The 20905-nt window shown below is 31.9% G+C and carries 18 protein-coding genes; 11 read left to right on the top strand and 7 right to left on the bottom strand.

Features of this window, described 5'->3' with window-relative positions; all coding sequences use genetic code 11:
• The first annotated feature begins 14 nt into the window (after positions 1 to 14).
• From ACMOUI_RS10535 to ACMOUI_RS10525, 3 genes are all read left to right on the top strand, one after another.
• Complete coding sequence (locus ACMOUI_RS10535; protein WP_418965656.1) at positions 15 to 1634, top strand: PTS transporter subunit EIIC; 1620 nt, start codon at positions 15 to 17, stop codon at positions 1632 to 1634.
• Between the two features lie 102 nt (positions 1635 to 1736).
• Positions 1737 to 2465, top strand: coding sequence for a GntR family transcriptional regulator (locus ACMOUI_RS10530; protein ID WP_418965655.1), 729 nt, complete (start codon positions 1737 to 1739; stop codon positions 2463 to 2465).
• A 166-nt stretch (positions 2466 to 2631) separates the two neighbouring features.
• Entirely contained in the window at positions 2632 to 3585 is a 954-nt protein-coding gene (locus tag ACMOUI_RS10525) for a TDT family transporter (RefSeq protein ID WP_418965654.1), read from the top strand.
• A 15-nt stretch (positions 3586 to 3600) separates the two neighbouring features.
• On the opposite strand, the gene ACMOUI_RS10520 is transcribed toward ACMOUI_RS10525, so the two are convergent.
• Complete coding sequence (locus ACMOUI_RS10520) at positions 3601 to 4152, bottom strand: hypothetical protein (protein ID WP_418965653.1); 552 nt, start codon at positions 4150 to 4152, stop codon at positions 3601 to 3603.
• Between the two features lie 242 nt (positions 4153 to 4394).
• Between ACMOUI_RS10520 and ACMOUI_RS10515 the strand changes: the two genes are divergently transcribed.
• Genes ACMOUI_RS10515 through ACMOUI_RS10505 form a run of 3 tightly spaced genes read left to right on the top strand, consistent with a single transcriptional unit; the run spans position 4395 to position 6346 of the window.
• On the top strand, positions 4395 to 5069 hold the full coding sequence (locus tag ACMOUI_RS10515) for a hypothetical protein (protein WP_418965652.1): 675 nt from the start codon (positions 4395 to 4397) through the stop codon (positions 5067 to 5069).
• A gap of 18 nt (positions 5070 to 5087) precedes the next feature.
• The gene (locus ACMOUI_RS10510) at positions 5088 to 5675 is read left to right on the top strand and encodes a hypothetical protein (protein WP_418965651.1); all 588 of its coding nucleotides are present in this window, start codon (positions 5088 to 5090) and stop codon (positions 5673 to 5675) included.
• Positions 5663 to 6346 carry an autotransporter domain-containing protein gene (locus tag ACMOUI_RS10505; RefSeq protein ID WP_418965661.1) on the top strand — a complete coding sequence of 228 codons (684 nt, stop codon included), beginning with the start codon at positions 5663 to 5665 and terminating at the stop codon, positions 6344 to 6346. Before ACMOUI_RS10510 ends, ACMOUI_RS10505 begins: the two co-directional genes overlap by 13 nt.
• 34 nt (positions 6347 to 6380) lie before the next feature.
• Here the strand turns inward: ACMOUI_RS10505 and ACMOUI_RS10500 are convergent, their stop codons facing one another.
• The 3 genes from ACMOUI_RS10500 to ACMOUI_RS10490 form a co-directional block, all read right to left on the bottom strand.
• The gene (locus tag ACMOUI_RS10500; protein WP_418965650.1) at positions 6381 to 8123 is read right to left on the bottom strand and encodes an ABC transporter ATP-binding protein; all 1743 of its coding nucleotides are present in this window, start codon (positions 8121 to 8123) and stop codon (positions 6381 to 6383) included.
• Entirely contained in the window at positions 8107 to 9855 is a 1749-nt protein-coding gene (locus ACMOUI_RS10495; RefSeq protein WP_418965649.1) for an ABC transporter ATP-binding protein, read from the bottom strand. The genes ACMOUI_RS10500 and ACMOUI_RS10495 overlap by 17 nt, the downstream gene beginning before the upstream one ends.
• A gap of 69 nt (positions 9856 to 9924) precedes the next feature.
• Entirely contained in the window at positions 9925 to 10944 is a 1020-nt protein-coding gene (locus ACMOUI_RS10490; RefSeq protein WP_418965648.1) for a DnaJ C-terminal domain-containing protein, read from the bottom strand.
• Between the two features lie 202 nt (positions 10945 to 11146).
• On the opposite strand from ACMOUI_RS10490, the gene ACMOUI_RS10485 reads away from it, so the two are divergent.
• The gene (locus ACMOUI_RS10485) at positions 11147 to 11458 is read left to right on the top strand and encodes a hypothetical protein (RefSeq protein WP_418965647.1); all 312 of its coding nucleotides are present in this window, start codon (positions 11147 to 11149) and stop codon (positions 11456 to 11458) included.
• Between the two features lie 125 nt (positions 11459 to 11583).
• Positions 11584 to 12702: a cyclopropane fatty acyl phospholipid synthase gene (gene cfa / locus ACMOUI_RS10480; protein WP_418965646.1), complete on the top strand. Its 1119-nt coding sequence runs from the start codon at positions 11584 to 11586 to the stop codon at positions 12700 to 12702.
• Positions 12703 to 12739: 37 nt separating this feature from the next.
• On the opposite strand, the gene ACMOUI_RS10475 is transcribed toward cfa, so the two are convergent.
• On the bottom strand, positions 12740 to 14062 hold the full coding sequence (locus tag ACMOUI_RS10475; RefSeq protein ID WP_418965645.1) for a YjiH family protein: 1323 nt from the start codon (positions 14060 to 14062) through the stop codon (positions 12740 to 12742).
• A 381-nt stretch (positions 14063 to 14443) separates the two neighbouring features.
• Between ACMOUI_RS10475 and ACMOUI_RS10470 the strand changes: the two genes are divergently transcribed.
• From ACMOUI_RS10470 to ACMOUI_RS10460, 3 genes are all read left to right on the top strand, one after another.
• The gene (locus tag ACMOUI_RS10470; RefSeq protein ID WP_418965644.1) at positions 14444 to 16264 is read left to right on the top strand and encodes a polysaccharide lyase family 8 super-sandwich domain-containing protein; all 1821 of its coding nucleotides are present in this window, start codon (positions 14444 to 14446) and stop codon (positions 16262 to 16264) included.
• Positions 16265 to 16294: 30 nt separating this feature from the next.
• Positions 16295 to 18286, top strand: a complete 1992-nt coding sequence (locus tag ACMOUI_RS10465; protein WP_418965643.1) for a helix-turn-helix domain-containing protein — start codon at positions 16295 to 16297, stop codon at positions 18284 to 18286.
• Positions 18287 to 18406: 120 nt separating this feature from the next.
• A complete protein-coding gene (locus tag ACMOUI_RS10460; protein WP_418965642.1) occupies positions 18407 to 19597 on the top strand; it encodes a glycoside hydrolase family 88 protein in 1191 nt (396 codons plus the stop codon).
• 46 nt (positions 19598 to 19643) lie between these two features.
• On the opposite strand, the gene ACMOUI_RS10455 is transcribed toward ACMOUI_RS10460, so the two are convergent.
• Complete coding sequence (locus tag ACMOUI_RS10455; protein WP_418965641.1) at positions 19644 to 20189, bottom strand: LUD domain-containing protein; 546 nt, start codon at positions 20187 to 20189, stop codon at positions 19644 to 19646.
• Positions 20189 to 20830: a lactate utilization protein gene (locus tag ACMOUI_RS10450; protein ID WP_418965640.1), complete on the bottom strand. Its 642-nt coding sequence runs from the start codon at positions 20828 to 20830 to the stop codon at positions 20189 to 20191. Before ACMOUI_RS10450 ends, ACMOUI_RS10455 begins: the two co-directional genes overlap by 1 nt.
• Positions 20831 to 20905 lie beyond the last annotated feature (75 nt).

Raw genomic sequence — 20905 nt, 5'->3', positions numbered from 1 at the left:
AAAGGGGTATTAATATGCAAAAATTTAAAAAAGATCTTCAAAGTTTTGGGAAAACGCTACTATTTCCAATATCAATACTGTCATTCATGGCAATATTTTTGGGATTATCAGCAGCATTACAAAATCCAAATATAGTAAAGTTTTTACCATTTCTTCAAGGAGAGGGAGCACAAACTTTTTTAGGTTTTATTAGAAAATTAGCTGGAATTCCATTTGGACAATTGCCACTGCTATTCGCTATGGCCATTCCACTTGGAGTTGTTAAAAGAGATAAAGAGGTTGCAGTTTATTCATCAGTTGTTGGTTATATAGCAATGCTTGTGGGAATGAACTACCTTCTAGGAGTGCAGGGGTTTAACTCATCTACAACGTCGATTAAGTATCTTATGGATACAAAGGGTATGTCTGCAGTTGACGCAACTCTTCATAACTCGCAATTTACAAGTGTTTTAGGAATATTTGTATATAATATGAATGTTATAGGTGGAATGATAGCTGGACTTCTAGGAGTGGTTATTCATAATAGATTTAGACAGATAGAGTTACATCCATCACTTACATTCTATAGTGGAAAAAGATTTGTCCCTATTGCAGCTGCGCTATTTATGCCTATAGTTGGAATGGCTCTAGTTTATGTTTGGCCATTTATAAATGATGTTATCATGAGTTTAGGAACAGTTATATCAAAGTTACAGATATTTGGAGTTTTTCTATATGGATTCTTAGAGAAAGCCATAAATCCAACAGGGTTACATCATATCTTAAATCAGGCATTTAGATTTACCGCTCTTGGTGGAATTGAAAATGTAGCTGGACACACTCAGGTGGGAGCACTGAACATCTACTTTGCAGAGTTAGAAAATCATGTAGCTTTCTCTCCAAGAGCAACACAGTACTTAGCTCAAGGAAAAATCTTACATATGGTATTTGGTATGCCAGCAGCTATATTTGCAATGTATAAGTGTGCTTTACCTGAAAAGAGAGAAAAGTTAGTTAAATACTTTATTCCAGGGTTGACAGCTGTTATACTAACAGGTATAACTGAGCCTATAGAGTTCACATTTATCTTTATATCTCCAATGCTTTGGTTTGTTAACTCAATACTTGCAGGACTTGCATTTATGGTTCCAGCTATGTTCAATGTAACAATTGGAAATATTCAAGGTGGAATAATTGACTGGTTTGTCTTTGGAACGCTGCAAGGTATGCAAACAAAATGGTATCTATTCCTATTCTTAGGACCAATCTTCTTTGGACTTTACTACTTTGCATATAGCTTTGTAATAAAAAAATTCAATGTTATGACAATGGGAAGAAGTTATAGTGACTTTGACGAGAGTGAGGAGTTTTCAGATGATAGAAAAACTACTCTGGGAACAGAGGACAATAAAATAGCCGAGGAGCTAATAACTGGTCTTGGAGGAGTAAAAAATATAGTTGATGTGGATAACTGTATATCTAGACTTAGAATAGAGATAAAAGATAGAGCTTTAATCAATGAGGAGTTAATTAAAAAATCAAAACCTAATGGGATAATTATTCCAGATAATAACAATGTTCATATAGTTTATGGTGGAAGAGTCACTAAGATGAGAAATCTACTTGATGACTATATATTCTCAAAAAAAGCTTAAATTAGAGTGGTAAAATTTAGGAAGCTAGCATAAAATGCTGGCTTCTTTTTTTGAAAATATGATAAAATATGATAAAAAGTATATTCTAGGAGGGCTTTTATAATGATAGATAAAAATTCACACATTCCAATATATGCTCAACTTGAAGGTATTCTCTTGGAGATGATAGAGAGTGGAGAGCTAAAGCCAGGAGATATAATCCCATCAGAGAATGAACTTTCAAAAAAATATGGTATCAGTAGAATGACAGCTAAAAAAGCTATAGACTCTTTAACAATAAAGGGATTGGTGGAAAGAACTCAAGGGAAGGGAACATATGTTTCAAGCTATGAAAAAAAAATAGAGTTACCTCTAAATAGATTACGTGGCTTTACTCAAAAAGTTTGTGAGATGGGACTGGTTCCAGAAAATAAACTTTTAGCCTTTGAAAAGATACCCTGCCCTAAAAACATATCTAAAATTTTAGGTATAGAGGAGGGGGAAAAAGTCTGGAGAATGGAAAGGGTTAGACAGATAGATGAAATCCCAGCTGTATTTGAGGAAAGTTATATAAGTGTAAAGCTATTGCCAGACTTAAAAGAGAAAAATCTATTGGAATCTAAATTTGATTATATAAAGAAAATTGGATTGGAGATAGGAAATAGCGAAAGGGAGATATTGGCTGAGATTCCCAGTGACTATGTTGCAAGTGCATTGAGACTCAAGAGAAATGAGCCGATACTTTTAGCAGAAAATACTACCTACTTGAAAAAAGGGGAAGTTTTAGAGTATTCAAAGATATATTATAATCAAAAAAAATATAGATTTAAACTTATAGCAGAGGGAGATTAAGTAAAAAATTGTTCCATATAAAAAAAGAAAGAATAGTAAAAAAATGTATAATAGTTCAGAAAAAGTATAGTTGGTTTTTTAAAATAAAACATAAAAAAAGTTGAACCGTGATTCAAAAAATGATATACTATGTTTAAAATAATGAATGAAAACAGAGGCGAGGAAAATGAAAAATTTAAAAAACTATTTTAAGTATTTGCCAGTGGCTCTTACAGGTTTAGCTTTAGGTGTATCTGGAGTCAGTGGAGCAGTGGCAGTGGTACTTGATCCAAGGGCTTTATATGTGGGAAACTTCATATCTTTAATGCTACTATTACCAATTATAATAAAAAATATACTTCACTTTGACGTTTTTAAAGAGGAGCTGAAGCACCCTACACTAGGAAGCTTTATACCAACTTTAGACATGGCATTGATGAACTTTTCAGTAGTTCTTTATGAATTTTCACCAGCATTAGGAAAAGGGTTATGGCTACTATGTATATTTTTACATCTAATATTTGGAGTATCATTTATATATCATAGATTTCGTTCTTGGAATATAGAGCATATGGTTCCAAGTTGGTTTGTTCCACCAATAGGTGTTGTTGTTGCTTCAGTGGATTCAGCAGTTATGGGAATGCCTGAATTAGCTAAAGGAATTTTTTATGTAGGATTTGCTTTTTATATAGTTATGCTTCCTATGATGCTTTATAGAATTATATTTGTTGAAAAGATAGATGATGCTAGACTTCCAACATTTGCTATAATGGCAGCTCCACCTAATCTTTGTTTAGCTGGATACTTAGTTGCATTTCAAACTCCAAACCCAGCAATGGTAGGTTTTTTATTTCCATTGGGAATATTTATGACAGGGTTACTATATATATCGATGGTAAAGATTATAAAACTTAAATTCACACCGGTATATGCATCATTTACATTCCCTTTAGCTATAGGATCTACGGCGATTTTAAAATATTCTAAGTATATTGGAAGTATAGATCAAAATAGAGGGATATTCTGGTATAACTTTGGAGTGGCAGCTACAACTTTAGCTATGTTCTTCATATCAATTATATTTGTAAGAATAGTTGGAATAGTAATAAATCAAGTGAAAGAGATAAGAGGAAGTTTATAAAAACTTCCTCTTTTGTTATAATGTTTTATCTAAAGTTTCAATAATATTGATTTTTCCTTCAATTAGATACTCAGTTGTAGGTAAAAAATGTATATCTCTATCGTGACATTTTTCCCACTTAATATCCCCAGTCCAATACTCCTTTATACTATCTGAAATACTCTTAAAGTCTGAATTTCTAATTTCAGATATAATATCAGCATTGTGCTTAGATAGTGTATACTCTTGTGATGTATCCACAGATACCTTGCAAATTGTACCTTTCCATCCATACATCTTAGTTGCAGTTAAAAGATCTGTTAATTTTTCAAATGCAAATTGTGCTCCACATCTAGATGGAAGTTCTGGAAAAAACTTTGAACGATATTTTTCTAGTTCCTGTTCAGCTTCAATATGAACTAAATCATCTCTTAAAAAAGCTGGAAATTGATTTAGATTGAAGTTTAGTATATAGTTAATTTTATCCTCTTTACTTTGAAGATTGTAGTGAAAGTCATCGATTAAATTGATTAAATAAAGTTGATTTTTTATAACTTCGCCTGTATTGGCAATAGTTATTAAAGACATAATTGTACCTCCATTGTTTCTTATAAAAAAAGACTCTATAATAAGAGTCTTTTTTTTATTTGGTTTTTTGGAAAAAGTTTAAAAAATTTCTTACCTTAATTGAATTATAGTTCAAATTCTTGGAAAAGTCAACATTTTTTTGAATCGCGAGTCAAAAAAAGAGAAAGTTAAAAAGGTTAAAAGAAGTGAGTGTTTCATATGGTATATCTATCAAAAATAAGTTATAGAATAGGAGGAAAAATATGAAGAAATTTAGATTTTTACTACTTCTTTTACTTGTACAGAATGGGAAAATTTTTGCCTCAAGCAAAGGGTTGATATTTTGGTCTGACCTTATGTATTTTAAAAATCAAGAGGAGGAGTATCACCTAAAAAACGGTTCAGCTTACTCCAGAGAGAATAGTGGAAAACTTCCAATAAAGCCTCCGGTGGATCCTCCAGTAAAACCACCAATTCCTGTTGAGCCAATACCTGATCCGTCTACTCCAGTTGCTCCAAAACCAGTAGTTGAAAAATATATATTTTATAATAATGTTTTTTATGAAGGAACTGATTTAAAAACAAGTGAAGCTCCACTAGGAGGCAGTCTAGTAGTGGATATGTCAAATAAAATTGGAATGGGAAGTGAAAAGGAGGGGTATGCAATAGAAAATGAGGACACAATCTCTTTAAATAGACTACCTGAAATTCAAACATTAGTGGGTATGCAGGGGTCCAATGGAGGAACAATAATAAATCAAAGTAGTGGAACAATTAATATTCTATCCTATGGTGGAGTAGGTATGAATATATTAAATGAAGGGTATGCTGAAAACAATGGAGTAATAAATGCAGTTATGCCTTTTTCAAATAATACTGTGGCAATTCAGCTTTTAGGAACTGGAAGCATAGAGAATGCAAGTTCAGGGAATATCTAACTTTTAGGTGAATATGGTATGCTTAATTATGGGGGAACAGTTTATAACTGGGGAACTATAAATAAGGAAAAAATTAATGTTCAAGATATATCCTTAGATGGAAAGTTAGTTATGGAAAGTGAAGGAACTATATACTCTCCAGGTACAATGCTATTTGATACAGCCTATATAGGTAGAAGTTACACAGGAGCTAACTATACAGATAAAGGGATTTTAAATTTAGATTCATCCATTCCAGAAAACTTTGAAACCGTAAAAAGTAACAGCATCTTATATGAGGTAATTAAAAAGGATGGAGTTTATGTGTTTGAAAGAAATAGTTTTGAAGTATTAACTGATGATGTTTTAGGGCAATACTTAGAGAAGATCTACTATGATTCAAACAATAAGTTGAAAGATAAGTTGTTTGATATTTTGACATCTTCAGAGAGTGGAGAGCAGTTTGAATGGTATTTAGATAAGATTTTTGGAAGAGGATATTTTCCATCCTTAATTTATCAAACAAATGACGCAATAGTATTTACAAATGAAACTATATTAAATCAAATATCTAAAAAAACAGAGGCAACAGATAGAGAGAGCTATATTTTAGGATACTCCTTTTAAAAGATAAAAAAAGTGGGTATGAAAATATTATAGGGCATACAGATGAGTTAAATGCCTTTGGTAGTTTATTTGTAGGGTATTCAAAGGGTGATCTAAAAAGAGATGTAAAGCTGGGATACTTAGAGTATAGCAATGATTTTTCAGATATAACTTTTGAAAGTTTAGATGAGAGATTATCTTCAGATATTAAAAATTATTATGTGGGAATTTTAGGAAAAGTATCTAAGAAATATAATTTTGATACGGTATTTTTGGAACCGGTCTTAAAAGTGGAAAGTGTTGGAATATTTCAAAAAAATATAAATGAAAGTAATGGAACTTATAATTTAAATTTAGATAAATTAAATGGTATGTTAAATAGTGGATATATTGGAACTGATATTGGTAAGATTTTTCAAGTTGGAAGGGGAGCACTGGATATAGCGATGAGTCTTGGAGTAAAACAGGAGCTCAATAGTTTAGATGACTATATTAAATTTAAAATTGATAATATAGGTGGAGAGGTTGGAGAGATTGATTTAAAAAATAGAAATAGATTCTCTAAAGAGATTGGTGTAAAAGCTGAAGTGGGAAATCTTTGGAATGGACTATCTTTTTATGGAGAGTATAAATATATATTCTCAGAGGATAACTCCTGGAAAGTTTCAGGGGGAGTTAGCATTAAATTTTAAAAAAAAGCTAAGTAGATTAAACTCTACTTAGCTTTTAATTTGCATATTGCTCATTGAACATTGTATAGTAAAACCCTCTCTTACTCATAAGCTCACTGTGAGTTCCCTGCTCCTCGATTTTACCCTCCTTCACCACTAAAATAAGATTGGCACTTTTAATAGTGGATAGTCTGTGGGCTATTACAAAGCTAGTTCTGCCATGGATTAAGTTTTGCATAGCTTTTTGTAATCTCATTTCAGTCCTTGTATCAACACCACTTGTGGCTTCATCTAAAATAAGAAATCTAGGATTTTTTAAAATAACTCTAGCTATAGTAATAAGTTGTTTTTGTCCCTGGGATAAAATCATATTATCTTCACTTATTTGAGTTTCATAGCCTTGGGGTAGCTTCATTATAAAATCATTGGCACATGCTAGTTTGGCTGCACGGAAAAGTTCAGTATCACTGATATCTTCACTACCATATAAAATATTCTCCCTAATACTACCTGTAAAAATCCATGTATCTTGAAGTACCATACCAAAAAGTTTTCGAAGTTCACTTCTTGAATAATCTTTTATATTGATTCCATCTATCAGTATTTTTCCAGAATCAATATCGTAGAATCTCATTAAGAGGTTGGTAATAGTTGTTTTTCCAGCTCCAGTGGGACCAACTATTGCAACCATATTTCCAGGTTTAGCTTCAAAGGAGAGAGAATCAATTGTCCTTTGCTTATAGCTATATCCAAAAGTTACATTTTCAAAGCGTATATCCCCTTTAGTGGTCTCTGTTACCACTTTTTTCTGCCCTGATTCCAGCTCCTCCTCCTGTCCAATTAGATTAAAGTATCTCTCTGCACTAACCATAACAGTTTGAATTATACTATAAACATCAGAGATATTAGCCATAGGACGATTAAACATTCTAGAGTAGATTATGAAGCTGGAAAGTCCTCCCAAGGTTATTTCACCCCTTAGAATAAAGATAGAACCTATAAGAACTATAAGAGCATAGCCCATGTTTCCAATATAGTTTAAAGTTGGATATCCAAAACCTGTAAAAAAATATGCCTTTACTGCATTCTCATTATACTTTCCATTGAGTTCTTGAAATCGTTCAATGACTTTTTCCTCATAGGTAAAGGCTTTTACTTCAGGTTCTCCCATAAGTATCTCCTCAATGTATCCACTGACCTCTCCAAGATATCTCTGTTGCTCCCTTGTTTTTTCACGACCTTTAAGTGTAAGTTTTCTTAAAAAAATCCCTGTGATAGAGACCAAAATCAGTTGTACTAATGTGAGTGTAGGACTTATATATGTCATAATTGCCAGAGTTATAACTATAGTAAGAATACTCACTATAACTTGTGTCCCGATTTGAGAGATGGAACTACTGATATTGTCAATATCATTTATCATTATGCTAATTATATTTCCGTGTGAATTATTGTCAAAAAATTTTAAGGAAAATTTATGAAGTTTTTCAAAACTTTCTTTTCTCATTTTCCATACTATTTGCTGAGAAATTCTGTTCATAGTTATATTTTGAATAAGGGTTAAAGTCGCTCCAGAAAGATATACTACTGCAAGAAGTGATGTGATTTTTCCAAGGGTTAGAAAATCGGAACTACTCATTTGAAACCTAAGTGTATTTATGCCTTTTCCTATAAGATAGGGTCCAATTAGATTTAAACCATTTCCTAAAATAGCTATAAAACATAACCAGATAAGTTTTTTTCTATGTTCTAAAAGATATGGAAAAAGACCTTTTAAAACTTTATTTTTTACTCTCATCTATCTCATCCTCCCTAGAACATATCTCTTGAGATTGGCAGATCTCTTTATAGATATCACTACTTTTTAGAAGCTCATTATGAGTTCCAATACCAACTATTTTTCCATTATCTAGAACCACAATTTTATCAGCTTTTTTTATAGATGAGATTCTTTGAGAGATTGTTATTACAGTTTTTTCTTTTTTTAAATTCAAAATCTCTTTCTTTAATTTTGATTCTGTTATGAAATCTAAGGCACTGAAACTATCATCAAAAATTAGTATCTCACACTCTTTTATTAGAGTTCTTGCTATGGATACTCTCTGTTTTTGACCACCTGAGAAATTCATTCCCCCTTTGGATACCATAGTTTTATGCCCTTGAGGAAGGGTGGATATAAATTCATCTGCTTGAGCAGCTTTTATAGCGGCTTTTATCTCATTTTCATCCGCTTGAGGTTTTCCCCATCTAATATTTTCCTCAATATTTTGAGAGAAAAGAAAGGATTTTTGCATAACAATACCTATTTTTTTTCTGAGGGTCTTAAGAGTATAGTTTTTAACATCTATACCATTTACTAAAATCTCTCCTTTAGAAACATCATAGAATCTAGGGATAAGACTGATAAGAGTTGTTTTTCCAGCTCCAACTCCACCGATTATAGCAACGTTCTCCCCTTTTTTAATCTCTAAATCTATATTTTCCAATACCCAAGGTGGAGTTTTTTCATAGGAGAAGTATACGTTTTTAAACTGGATAGCTATATCTGAATCTATAGATTCCTGAGGCATATCTTTAGGGATATCCACACTCTCCTCCAAAACTTCATTTACTCTTTTAGAGGAAACAACAGTTTTACTAAAAAGTGTGAAAAGAAAAGAGAGTGCATTTAAGGAGAAAAGAATCATACTTATATAGTTTACAAAAGCTACAATCTCCCCCACTTTCATCTTTCCAAGACTCACTTTTTTACCACCAAACCATAGGATAGCACACACTCCTAAATTTAAAAGCATGGCGATAAAAGGGCTTCGAGAATCAATAAGATTTTGAGATTCTACATTTTTTTCGGCAAAACTGGTATTTCTATCCTGAAACTTCTCTTTCTCCACACTCTCTCTTACAAGAGCCTTAATTACTCTTATACCCACAAGGTTCTCCCTTATAATCTGTGTAAGTCTATCCAGTCTCTTTTGAAGTTCACTATAAAGAGGGATAGATTTTTTCATATAAAAATATGTTAGATAGATAGCTGTAGGAACTATAACAAGTAGTGTAGTGGAGAGAGATGGATTAATTATAAAAGACATTATAATAGCTCCAATACCTGTTACAATCCCTTTAATTATCATTCTCATACACATATAAGTTGTCATAACTATTTGAGATACATCCTGGGTAAGTCTAGTTATAAGAGAGGCTTGGGTAAATCTATTCAATTGATGAAAGTCAAAACTCTGTATCTTTATAAAAATTTTTTCTCTAAGGTCCTTTCCAAATCCTTGAGAGGCCTGAACGGAGTAGTAGTTACAGATTATGGCACTAATATAACCTACAGTGGCCACAATAAGCATAAATAATCCTCTGGATATAACATAATCTATATCCTGTTTCATCACCCCCTTATCTATAATATCTGCCATTATAAGAGGGAGAATTAAATCTATAACTGATTCTGCTGATTTCAATGTCACTGCTGATATAGCCTTTCCTAAAAAAGGCTTTAAACTTTCAAATATCCGATTTTTCATATGGACTAACTCCCTTAAAAATAACGGGTACACCATAAGGAGTACCCGTTTTTAAACGTATTTTATAAATCATAATCTAAAGAATCTTTTAACTTTCTCTAAGAAACTTGTCTTAATCTTTCTGTTTTTATCTTTTAGTTTCTCATCGAACTCTTTAAGTAAAGTTTTTTGCTCCTCATCTAAATCCACAGGAACTTCAATTACTATCTCTGCATAGTGAGTTCCCTTTTTCTTAGTCTTAGGATTAAAAATACCATACTCTCTAAGGGCAAAACGTTTTCCACTTTGAGTTCCAGCAGGGATTTTTATCTTTTTATTTCCGCTTAAAGTAGGAACTTCAACCTCTCCACCAAGAGCTGCAGTATAGTAACTAACAGGAACTTTACAGATAACATCATATCCATCTCTTACAAAAAGCTCGTCTGGTCTAATTTTTATATGTATATAAAGATCTCCATGAGGACCACCACTCGTACTAGCATTACCAAATTTAGCAAGTTTTAACTTTTGACCATCAGCTATACCAGCAGGGATTTTAAATTTCTTTTCCACCTCTTCTGGAGCACCATTTTTTCCTGTACGTGCATATCTAATAGTTTTTTCTCCACCTTTGGCAGATTCCTCTAAGGATATTTCAATCTCCATAGAGAGATCGCTACCTGGCTGAGGACCTCTTTTTCTAGAACCTCTACCTCCAAAGAAAGAGCCAAAGATATCTCCTAAATCCTCTTCATCTCCACCACCAAAATCATTGAAGTTAAAGTTGAAGTTACCAAAGTTAAAATCTTGGTAATTTTGACCACCATACTGACCATAACTTTGAGAGCTACTAGGGCCACCTCCCTGTTCAAAAGCAGCATGACCAAAATTATCGTACTGAGTTCTTTTCTCTGGGTCAGATAGAATTTGATAAGCCTCATTGACCTCCTTAAATTTCTTTTCAGCTTCAGCTTTTTCAGCCTCACTTGAAGCACTAAATTTGTCAGGGTGATACTTTCTAGCTTGTTTTCTATAAGCTTTTTTAATCTCAGCTTCACTGGCATTTTTATTAACTTCTAAAACCTTATAAAAATCCTCTTTTAGAGCCATATTAGCCTCCTTTTATAGTAAAACTATAGTTAAATTATTTATATGATTATCTCTTTTACTCTACTGACTTAAGGCTAAAATTCCTTTAGATTTTTGAAATAAAAAAATATATAAAAAATAAAAAGAAAAATATAACTTTTGTAGAAGAAGAGGTTAGAGAGTAAAATAAATTATTATATATCTAAGGGAAAGGTGAATTACTATGTCTAAAAAAATAACAGTAGAAAAATTTGAAGAGTTTATTTTAGAGTGTGTTAATGAGATGAAAACTGGAGAAAAAGTAGAGTTTAGTAAAGAGGAGAGAGAGGAGTTTACAAAAAAAGGTAAACCATTTTCAAAAGCTCACAAAATAACTTTAACAAAAATCGATGATGATAGATTCACTATTATAGATAGAGGAAATGAGGATTTAGAATTCTCAAATATCGATTTTAATGAAGTTATAAAAGAGTTAATGAAGTTAAAAGAGAAAGAGTTTGGAGATTGTGAGCATTTCTTCGCTTATAGAGATTAATAAAAAGTAAGACTAGAAGTATAATCTAGTCTTTTTTTATTATAAAATTAAAAATTAATTTAAAGGAGAGCAAAAAATCATTTTGTATATAGAGTGCGTAAAAATTAAAAAATAGGAGGCTATACATGGAAACTAAAAGAGCAGTTGAAAATTTATTGAATTTTGCAGATATAAAAATTAATGGAGAGAGAGATTGGGACATAATAGTAAATGACGACTACTTCTATAGTCAAGTTCTAAAGGATGGTTCTTTAGGTCTAGGAGAATCATATATGGACAATCTTTGGGATTGTAAACAGTTGGATCAATTTATATTCAACGTTTTAAGAGCTGATTTAAAAAGCAAATATGATAAAGAGGTTATGTTGGCAGCGGCGAAAGAGAAGTTAAAAGGGGTGTTTTCATCCCATTCAATAAACAGTTGTAAAAAGGATATACATCATCACTACGATATAGGAAATGAACTTTTTAAAAATATGTTGGATGAAAGAATGGTCTATAGCTGTGGATACTGGAAAGGTGTAGAAAGTTTAGAGGAAGCCCAGGAGCAAAAGTTAGAACTAATTTGTAAAAAGATAGGGTTAAAACCAGGTATGACTCTTTTAGATGTAGGGTGTGGATGGGGATCTTTTATGAAGTATGCCGCTGAAAAATATGGTGCAATATGCACAGGAGTTACCTTATCTAAAGAGCAGATAAAACTTGGAGAGGAGCTGTGTAAGGGGTTACCTGTGGAGTTTTTATATGAGGACTATAGAGAGTTAAAGGGTATGCAATTTGATAGAATAGTATCAGTGGGAATGTTTGAGCATGTGGGACCAGAAAACTATAAGGTCTATATGAAAAAGATGAATGAGCTATTAAAAGATGATGGAGTATTTTTATTGCACACAATTGGAGGATTGGATTCAGGAAAGGGAACTGATCCTTGGATAGTTAAGTATATATTCCCAAATGGAGCTATTCCAAGAATAAAGGGAATAGGGGAAGCCATGGAGGATAACTTCTATATGGAGGATTGGCATGATTTTGGACCAGATTATGATAAAACACTTATGGAATGGCATAAGAGATTTATAAAGAACTGGGATAATATAAAAGAGAACTATGATGAGAGATTTAAAAGAATGTGGGAATACTATATTTTAACTTGTGCAGGAGCTTTTAGAGCTAGAGATTTAGCTCTTTGGCAGATTGTTATGACAAAGAAAAGAGTGGATAAAGTGGAGTGTAGATTCTCGTAAAAATTGGAAAAGAAAAAGAGCTCTTTTGAGCTCTTTTTTAATAGCTTAAAATCCCAAATTTAACAAGAATCATAGCTATAGAGTAGATAATAGGGAATGTTATAGCAGTTCTTAAAATAAAGAACTTAGCTACATCAAGTATAGAGAATCCCATTTTTGAATTAACTAATATCATTCCAGTTTCACTTAGGAATATTAGTTGTGCAAAAGATAGAGTTCCAACGATGAACCTTGCAACTTCACTTGTTGTATTCTCGATAAATAGAGCTGGTAGATACATATCAGAGAAACCAACAATCATAGCTGGAGCCATTTGAGATGCAACCTCATGAGTGAATCCAAGTCCTCTTAAAATTGGCATTAAAGGCATAGATAGTATATTGAAGAAACTTGTATTTTCAGCAATAACTAAACCGATAGATCCCACACACATAATAACTGGAATAAAAGTTATATAGATAACTAAAACCTTGAAAAGAGAGTCCACAACAATCTCTTTTTCAGAGGCTTTTCCAGCTGTAGTAGTGGCTAAATGAAGAGCTTCAGCAAAACTTTTAGCCCCATTGTCATCCACTTTATTCCCATCATAATACTCATTTTTAAACTTTTTTAAAGGTAATCTAGCTATTATAAATCCAGCAACAACTGTTGAGAAAGCGATAGTTCCATAGAATACCCAGAATATTTTAGAAAATTTTAATAAATCTGCAACAACTGCGGCAAAAGATATTCCAACAATAGAGAATGATGTCGCAATAATAGCAGCTTCTCTTTGAGTGTAATAACCTTTTTGATACTGTTGATCAGTGACTACAATTCCAATAGTTCCATCTCCAAGAAATGAAGCTAAAGCGTCGATTGCAGCATATCCAGGAACTTTAAAAACCTTTCTCATAACAGGTGCAATCAGTGTTCCTATAAATTCAACTAGTCCAAAAGATGTAAGAAGTGGCATAAGCATAACCCCTATAAAAAAAGTTACCATAAGAGGGGGAATCATATCTCCAGCCATTAAACCACCAGTGTTCTCGTTGCTTAAAAATTCAGGTGCAAGTCCAAGTGAGATCAGGATAAACATTAAAGAACCACCTATTCTTAAGATTGCACTCAATCTATCTGTAACGAATAAGTCGTTTAAATATTGTTCTTTAAAATTCTTTTTGATGAATCCAAGTGTTGTTCCTGCAATTGTAATAACAGAACAAAACATTATTAAAAAATTAACCCAGCTTGAAAAATTATTTAGAACAAAGTTTTTTAGGTGACCCATAATAATAGATGATTCACCACCAATTGTAATGGGAGCTAGAAAAGCTAAAAGCCCCATTAAAGAATAAATACCAAACTTTAGTATTGCCATTATAAAAAACCTCCAGAAATTTAAAAATTTCTGCCAAATAAAAAAACATACTTAATAAAAAGTATGCCTGAATTGAGAACTTATGTTATTAAGCGTATTACTATGGCAGCTTCGTAATACTTAATTCACAGGAATATGTCGTCATCGCCATCGGCCTTAGGCTCAAAACATATAAGTGAACTAACCTCTATTTAAATTGTCAGTTAAGTATACTTTAAATAAAAAAGAATGTAAAGAAAAAAATTTAAAAAAAAAGTATTAATATAGAAAAAAGATTATGTTTATGGAAATTTGTATATTTACTAAACATATTCAAAACAGTATATTAAAGGCGAAAAGAGTTATATAGATATAGAAAAAAGATTATATAAGGAGAGAGACATGGGGGAGATTTTAAAAAAACGTATAGAATATTTAACAGGGAAAAATGCACCAGAAGAGGTTTTAAAAAAACTGGATCAAGAGTGTGAAACTATTTTAAAAGAGTATAATAAAAATAGAGATTTGGTGGATAGTAGTGAAACAAAAGTGCTGGTAGAAAGAGTGAGGGATAGTTATAAAAAGATTTTAACTTTAGGGATTGCCTATAACACTGTTAACTCTATTTATTATAAAGAGGAGAGTTTGTTAACAATAGCAAAAGAGGTATTAAAAAATAACTATGAAAGCTATTATAATATGGGATCTGTAGAACATACGAATTGGTGGCAATGGGAGATAGGGTATCCCCTGCTTTTAAATGATATTTTAATCCTGTTTTATAAGGGGTTAGAGAAGAGTTTCATAAAAAAGATTTTAGATGTAACAAGTTACTTTTTACCAGGTGAAAAGTATTTAGGAAATAATCCAGTGGCTATACATCCTGGGGGATCACCTTTAAGAAGAGCAACTGGTGGAAATCTTATAGATACTTGTAAAATTCTATTTTTAAGAGGAGCTATTTTAAAGGATATGGATATGTGTCAAAAAGCAGTGGAATCTATATCTGAAACTCTGGAGATTATAGATGAAAAAAATGTGGAAACAATTAGCAATAGAGATGGTTTCTATGCAGATGGATCATTTATACAGCATGGATTTATACCCTATGCAGGAACCTATGGAAATGTACTGCTTTTGGGAATTGCAGAGATAATATATCTAGTTAATAGAGAGTTAAGAGAGAAGATAGATACCAAAAAAATATGTGAAAGAGTCTATGCCTCTTTTGAGCCTCTATTTTTTAAGGGAGCTATGACAGATATTGTTAATGGAAGAGCCATAACAAGAGCTGGAAACGATCATCAAATAGGTCATGAAGTTATAAATTCAATCCTACTTTTAGCTGGTGGTGTGGAGGAGAGAGAGGCGGTAAAGCTTTTAGAAATAGCTAAGAGAGAGCTGGTTTTAGATGAATTTTACTCCTATAAGAAAAATGAAAAAAGAGCTATATTTTATAACCTATCCAAGGAAGTTTTAAAAAATTCAAAGATTAAAGTTAAAAACTATTCCAGCGAGGTTAAGTGCTTTAATGAGATGGATAGAGTTTTTTATAGAAATAAAAATTTTGCAATAGGTATTGCTATGCATAGTAAGAATATTGGAACTTTTGAAAGTTTTAATGGAGAGAATACAAGAGGTTGGTTTACAGGGGATGGAGCTGTATATATTTACTCTAGAGGAGATGAGTATATTGACTATTGGAAAGGTGTAGATTTTAACTATATCCCTGGAACAACAGAGATAAAAATGGATATGGACAGTATAAAAAATATGGAGAGCTCTTTGGAAAATATGCCTAAAAATAGTGTAGCTGAGGGATATGGAAATGAAGATTCTGGAGTTGCCTATATGGAGTTTATAAATTGGAATGGAAAATTAACGAGTAGAAAAAATTATATATTTAAAAAAACAGGGATGGTATATTTAGAAAATTATATAACTGGAGAGGGAGAGGTATACTCAACAGTTGCCAATATGAGAATATCAACTTTAAAAAATAGAACTATATGTTTAGATGGAAAACCTATGGAGGGGAACTATGTAACTGGGGAGTTTAAAGAGATTGCACTAGGAAACCTAATATATAAGTTTTATAAAAAAGAAAAAGTTAACTTAGAGATATATGGAGAGGAAAATAATGAGTTTATAAAAATTTGGATAGATCTGGGGAAAAATCCGTTTAATTCTACAGTTGCATGGGAAGTGGTAATTGTAGTATAATTAATAAAAAGGTTTTATAAAAGGGGAATTATGTTAAAAAATGAACGTAAAAATGCAATATTGAATAGAAAAATTGGGGCTTTTTTGATTTTTTCTTCAGTGGTGATATTTTTATTTGGAATAAATGAGTATAAAGAGTATAGAAAAGATGAAAAAATAAGGATTGAAAGGGTCTTAAATAAAATAAATCTAAAAATAGAGTTGGTGATGTCATCAATTTGGGATTTAGAAAATAGTGAACCTATAAGGGAGTACTATAATTTAAAGGATATTTCATACTATAATTTAACCAAAGTTTTGCAAGAGATTCAGAAGAAGAATAATATCTATGGAAAGATTGGATATAGTCTGGGTTTAGGAAAAGATAGTTCACATATTATTGTAACAGGAAATGGAACTAGAGAGAAAAAGGGATATCTAAAAAAGATAGGGGCATCTAAAGAGAGTGAAGCAGATTCCAATATTCTTTTGATACCAAGAAAAAAAGAGATAAGGTTTATACTAAAAAATGAGGTCTTTAATCTGGAAGAGGGGATATTTTGGATAGTTACTTTAGATAGAGAGCTATTTTTTTCAGAACTTATAAATGATGGAGATGGAAAATGGGAGATATTAAAAGATGGAAAAATATACTCTTTAGATAAGGATATTGTAACTAAAAGAAGAGGTAGTGAGGGGTATGTTTTAAGAAGTAATGGATTGAATTTTAAATTTTTATACACACCAAATGACTCTATTTTCTATCAAACACTATTTTTAAAGTCCTTTGTAATATTTGTTGGATTGGCATTTTTAGCTTTTCTTATAGACTATTCAATCAAGCTATATTTAGAGAGGAAAGAGTTGATTGGGGAGATAAATAGCTTAGCAGTTGTAGATAGAAGAAAGAACTTGAGAGATTTCGTTTTAGGAATACGAAAGATAAGTGAAGTTGGAGAGTTAACAAGAAAGGTAAAAACTTTTCAAGGCAGAAAACTAAAAATAGTTTTAGTGGAAATCTATGATAGTGATGATGAGGGGCTGGATTTTAAAAACTTTACTTTAGCTAGGGATTATCTAAAGGAGAGTCTGTCTATAAATAGCATCTATGAGCATATAGATATAGATTATAAAAGTATTGCTTTTATAGTTCCAGAAGAGAGTGATTCAACTATAGAGGATGCATTCCATTTTATGTTAGAAAATATAGGGCAGAAGTACAGTGTGGAATTAATTGCAGCTGTCTCTAATGAGTTTGTTTCTGTGGAGAGTTTCCCTCAGGAATATATCATGTGTAAAAAGATTTTAGATGCTAAGTTTATGGCTAAAGGAAGAAAAGTGCTTTTCCCTGAAAATATAAAAAGCGGAAAGCTAATATTGACATATCCAATAGAAACAGAGGCTAAACTTGTATCTAAACTACTAAATGGAAACCTTCAAGGAGCTAAGAAAATAGTGGATGAGATCTTTGTGGATAGAATAGATCCAAAAGCTATGGATAAAAAGGATATAAAGGAGTTTACAGGCTTACTTTATAATACTCTAAATAGAGTAGTAGTACAATTGAAGGAGTTTGAGAGTACGTTACAGTGCGAAAAAATAGATATTGAGAGCATCACTAAAACAGGAAATTTAGATAAAATTAGAAATATTTTTAATGATCTTATAACTGAGATATGTAAGCAGAAAAAAAGTAGTGAACAGGATGAGAATGAGGTTATAAGAGAGAAAATAAAAAGTTATATAGATAACAACTATCATTTGGATTTCTCTTTGGATAATCTAGCTGATTATTTAGGACTTTCATTTAAGTACACGAGTATTCTGTTTAAAAAAGTTATGGGAGATAACTTTAAGAACTATATTAATGTGTATAGAATAGAGAAAGCAAAAGAGATATTGAGAGAGAAAAAGGATATTAAAATTAAAGACTTGGCAGAGAGTTTAGGGTACAATAGTTCTAATACATTTATAAGAATTTTCAAGAAATATGAGGGTATATCTCCAACACAATTTAATCCAGAGGAGCTTTTAGAGAAATAAAGCTAAAATGGAATATCACATGGAGATAGAAAAAAGATGATGCAAAAAAGATGATTTACAATTGAATAAAATCCCATTATAATCCACTTAAATTTATAACTTGAAAGGGGAGATAAAAAGATGGAGATATTAAATAAGACCAGAGAAAAATATTCAGAAGAGTTTAGATTATCAAAAGAGGATCTGTTTTTTGCCATGCATGAAGCTATGAAAAAAGTGGATGAAAATTCAAAAGTTTTTATAGATACATATCCAAGAGCGGCAAGTGTGAACAACATATACCCAGCTACAAAAAATGCAGAGGACTTTGATGACTGGACAGTGGGGTTCTGGACAGGTATGTTATGGCTGTCTTATGAGGTTACTAAAAATGAAAAATATAGAAAGATAGCTGAATATCAATTGAGAGGATATAGATCAAGAATTGAAAAAAAGCTACACTTAAATCATCATGATATAGGATTCCTATACTCTCTTTCAGCAGTGGCTCAAGAGAGAGTAACTGGAAGTGAACTTGCCAAAGAGGTTGGAATAAAGGCTGCTGAACATCTAATCACAAGATTTCAAGAGAAGGGGCAGTTTATTCAGGCTTGGGGAGATTTAGGAAAACCAGAGGATTATAGATTGATTATAGATTGTAATATGAATGTACCACTACTATTCTGGGCAACAGAGATGACTGGAGATAAAAAGTTTGCAGAGATTGGAGCTAAACATCTAGCTACAGCTTCAAGTGTTGTAGTTAGAGAGGATTCATCAACTCATCACACATATTACTTTAACCATGAAACAGGAGAACCAACAAGAGGAGTTACAGCACAAGGGTACTCTGACAGTTCTGCTTGGGCAAGAGGACAGGCTTGGGGTGTGTATGGATTCCCATTAGCTTATGGCTATACAAAGGATAAGAGATATATAGACCTTTATAAAAGAGTTACAAATTACTTTATAAACAATCTACCAGAGGATGATGTATGTTACTGGGATCTAGTGTTTACTGATGGTTCTGGACAACCTAGAGACACATCAGCAGCAGCTATAGCTGTCTGTGGAATTTTAGAGATGGATAAGTTCTTAGATGAGAGTGATCCAGATAAAGAGATATACTTAAATGCAGCTCATAAAATGATGAAATCTCTTATGAAGAATTACAGTACAAAGGATTTAGACTATTCCAATGGACTGTTGACAGATGCAGTTTATTCAATCCCTCATGGATCTGGAATTAAAGAGTGTAATATCTGGGGAGATTACTACTACTTAGAGGCTTTAACAAGACTATTTAAACCAGAGTGGAAAAAATACTGGTAAAATAAAAAAGCAGAGAGATTTTTCTCTGCTTTTTTAAATTTAAAATTTAGAAACCAATGTTTTCTGGAATTACAATAACAGTATATTTATTTGGGAACTTTCTTCCATGATGAATTATGCTAAAGTTATCATTTGTTTCATTAAAATAGTTTCTTAAAGCTAAAATATTTTTGGATTTTTTATCAACTTCAGAGAGATTTTTAATGATTTTATTAACACCTACAAGGACAAATATTTTATTGGGACCAAAGGTAGTTGCACAACTAGCAAAATCATCTAAAAAAACTAACTCTCCATTTTCGGTAACAAAATCACATTCAACTATAAAGTTATCTGATAGGATAGCTTTTCTCTCCTTTTTATAGTCATATAATCTACACCCTTTTTCAGTTAAAGGTAAAAGAAGATTAAGTGAGTTTAAAAATGGTGTTTGATCTAAAACTAAGGATTCAGAGTGTGGGATTTTAGAGATTAAAAACTCCCTTACTTTTTCTAAATCATTCATTAAAATAGTGTCGTATTCCTTAGAAAGTAGTAATTTTGTGATATTTTCAGCTTTTTTTTCATAAAACCACCGTATATTTTGATCCATTAATATCCCACCTCTTCATTTATAATTATAACTGTTATAGGATTTCCAACTCTTTTACCAGATTTTATTATGGATGTAAAGTTACATATTCTCTGTTTTGTTTGGCAATCTTCGCAAGTTCCTGAGATATTACAAGGAGTTTTATGGTTGATTCTTTTGGAGTTTAAAGGAGCGGCTAACTCTCTTATTCTGGTCATACCATCCTGCCAAGTATCAACTAACTTATTTATTCCGCAAACTACGATAACATTCTCCGGCCCCCAAAGTAGACTGGCAACTCTGTTGCCCCCAGAATCAGTTTGAATAAGTTCTCCATTTTTACTGATGGCATTTGTACTTGTTAAAAAATAGTCTGCAAGAAGTGCCTCTCTCATACATTGAAGAGTTGCGGGCCAATCAGGTTGATTGTATCTATCAAAAAGATTGTATCCTCCATCTCTAAATGTATCTATAATATCTAGCTCATTTATTGTTACAGAACCTCCAAGAGCTACAGAGGAGTGTATGGGGATTAAATTTAGTATTATCTCTCTAGCCTCATGTATATCTTCGGCATAGATAGGAATATAATCTTTTTTAGAAAGAGTATCCATAAGATTTAAGATATCTATCTTTCTAATATTCTGTCTTTTACTGTGCATAAGTTATCCTCCTTAATGGCTGCAAAATAGATGAAAAATCCTCTATTTTCATAGAGTAATAATATTATATAATGG

This window comes from Cetobacterium sp., assembly GCF_048470075.1.
GTDB lineage: Bacteria > Fusobacteriota > Fusobacteriia > Fusobacteriales > Fusobacteriaceae > Cetobacterium_A.
The sequence above is the reverse complement of the archived record's forward strand: the minus strand, read 5'-3'. Positions and strand labels throughout refer to the sequence as shown.

What these genes read in the sequence shown, in the direction of transcription:
- ACMOUI_RS10455 (WP_418965641.1), bottom strand. Translation starts at nt 20,189, where the DNA reads ATGGATCAAAATATACGGTGGTTTTATGAAAAAAAAGCTGAAAATATC.
- ACMOUI_RS10460 (WP_418965642.1), top strand. Translation starts at nt 18,407, where the DNA reads ATGGAGATATTAAATAAGACCAGAGAAAAATATTCAGAAGAGTTTAGA.
- cfa (WP_418965646.1), top strand. Translation starts at nt 11,584, where the DNA reads ATGGAAACTAAAAGAGCAGTTGAAAATTTATTGAATTTTGCAGATATA.
- ACMOUI_RS10465 (WP_418965643.1), top strand. Translation starts at nt 16,295, where the DNA reads ATGTTAAAAAATGAACGTAAAAATGCAATATTGAATAGAAAAATTGGG.
- ACMOUI_RS10475 (WP_418965645.1), bottom strand. Translation starts at nt 14,062, where the DNA reads ATGGCAATACTAAAGTTTGGTATTTATTCTTTAATGGGGCTTTTAGCT.
- ACMOUI_RS10530 (WP_418965655.1), top strand. Translation starts at nt 1,737, where the DNA reads ATGATAGATAAAAATTCACACATTCCAATATATGCTCAACTTGAAGGT.
- ACMOUI_RS10510 (WP_418965651.1), top strand. Translation starts at nt 5,088, where the DNA reads ATGCTTAATTATGGGGGAACAGTTTATAACTGGGGAACTATAAATAAG.
- ACMOUI_RS10470 (WP_418965644.1), top strand. Translation starts at nt 14,444, where the DNA reads ATGGGGGAGATTTTAAAAAAACGTATAGAATATTTAACAGGGAAAAAT.
- ACMOUI_RS10535 (WP_418965656.1), top strand. Translation starts at nt 15, where the DNA reads ATGCAAAAATTTAAAAAAGATCTTCAAAGTTTTGGGAAAACGCTACTA.
- ACMOUI_RS10515 (WP_418965652.1), top strand. Translation starts at nt 4,395, where the DNA reads ATGAAGAAATTTAGATTTTTACTACTTCTTTTACTTGTACAGAATGGG.
- ACMOUI_RS10495 (WP_418965649.1), bottom strand. Translation starts at nt 9,855, where the DNA reads ATGAAAAATCGGATATTTGAAAGTTTAAAGCCTTTTTTAGGAAAGGCT.
- ACMOUI_RS10490 (WP_418965648.1), bottom strand. Translation starts at nt 10,944, where the DNA reads ATGGCTCTAAAAGAGGATTTTTATAAGGTTTTAGAAGTTAATAAAAAT.
- ACMOUI_RS10485 (WP_418965647.1), top strand. Translation starts at nt 11,147, where the DNA reads ATGTCTAAAAAAATAACAGTAGAAAAATTTGAAGAGTTTATTTTAGAG.
- ACMOUI_RS10520 (WP_418965653.1), bottom strand. Translation starts at nt 4,152, where the DNA reads ATGTCTTTAATAACTATTGCCAATACAGGCGAAGTTATAAAAAATCAA.
- ACMOUI_RS10450 (WP_418965640.1), bottom strand. Translation starts at nt 20,830, where the DNA reads ATGCACAGTAAAAGACAGAATATTAGAAAGATAGATATCTTAAATCTT.
- ACMOUI_RS10500 (WP_418965650.1), bottom strand. Translation starts at nt 8,123, where the DNA reads ATGAGAGTAAAAAATAAAGTTTTAAAAGGTCTTTTTCCATATCTTTTA.
- ACMOUI_RS10525 (WP_418965654.1), top strand. Translation starts at nt 2,632, where the DNA reads ATGAAAAATTTAAAAAACTATTTTAAGTATTTGCCAGTGGCTCTTACA.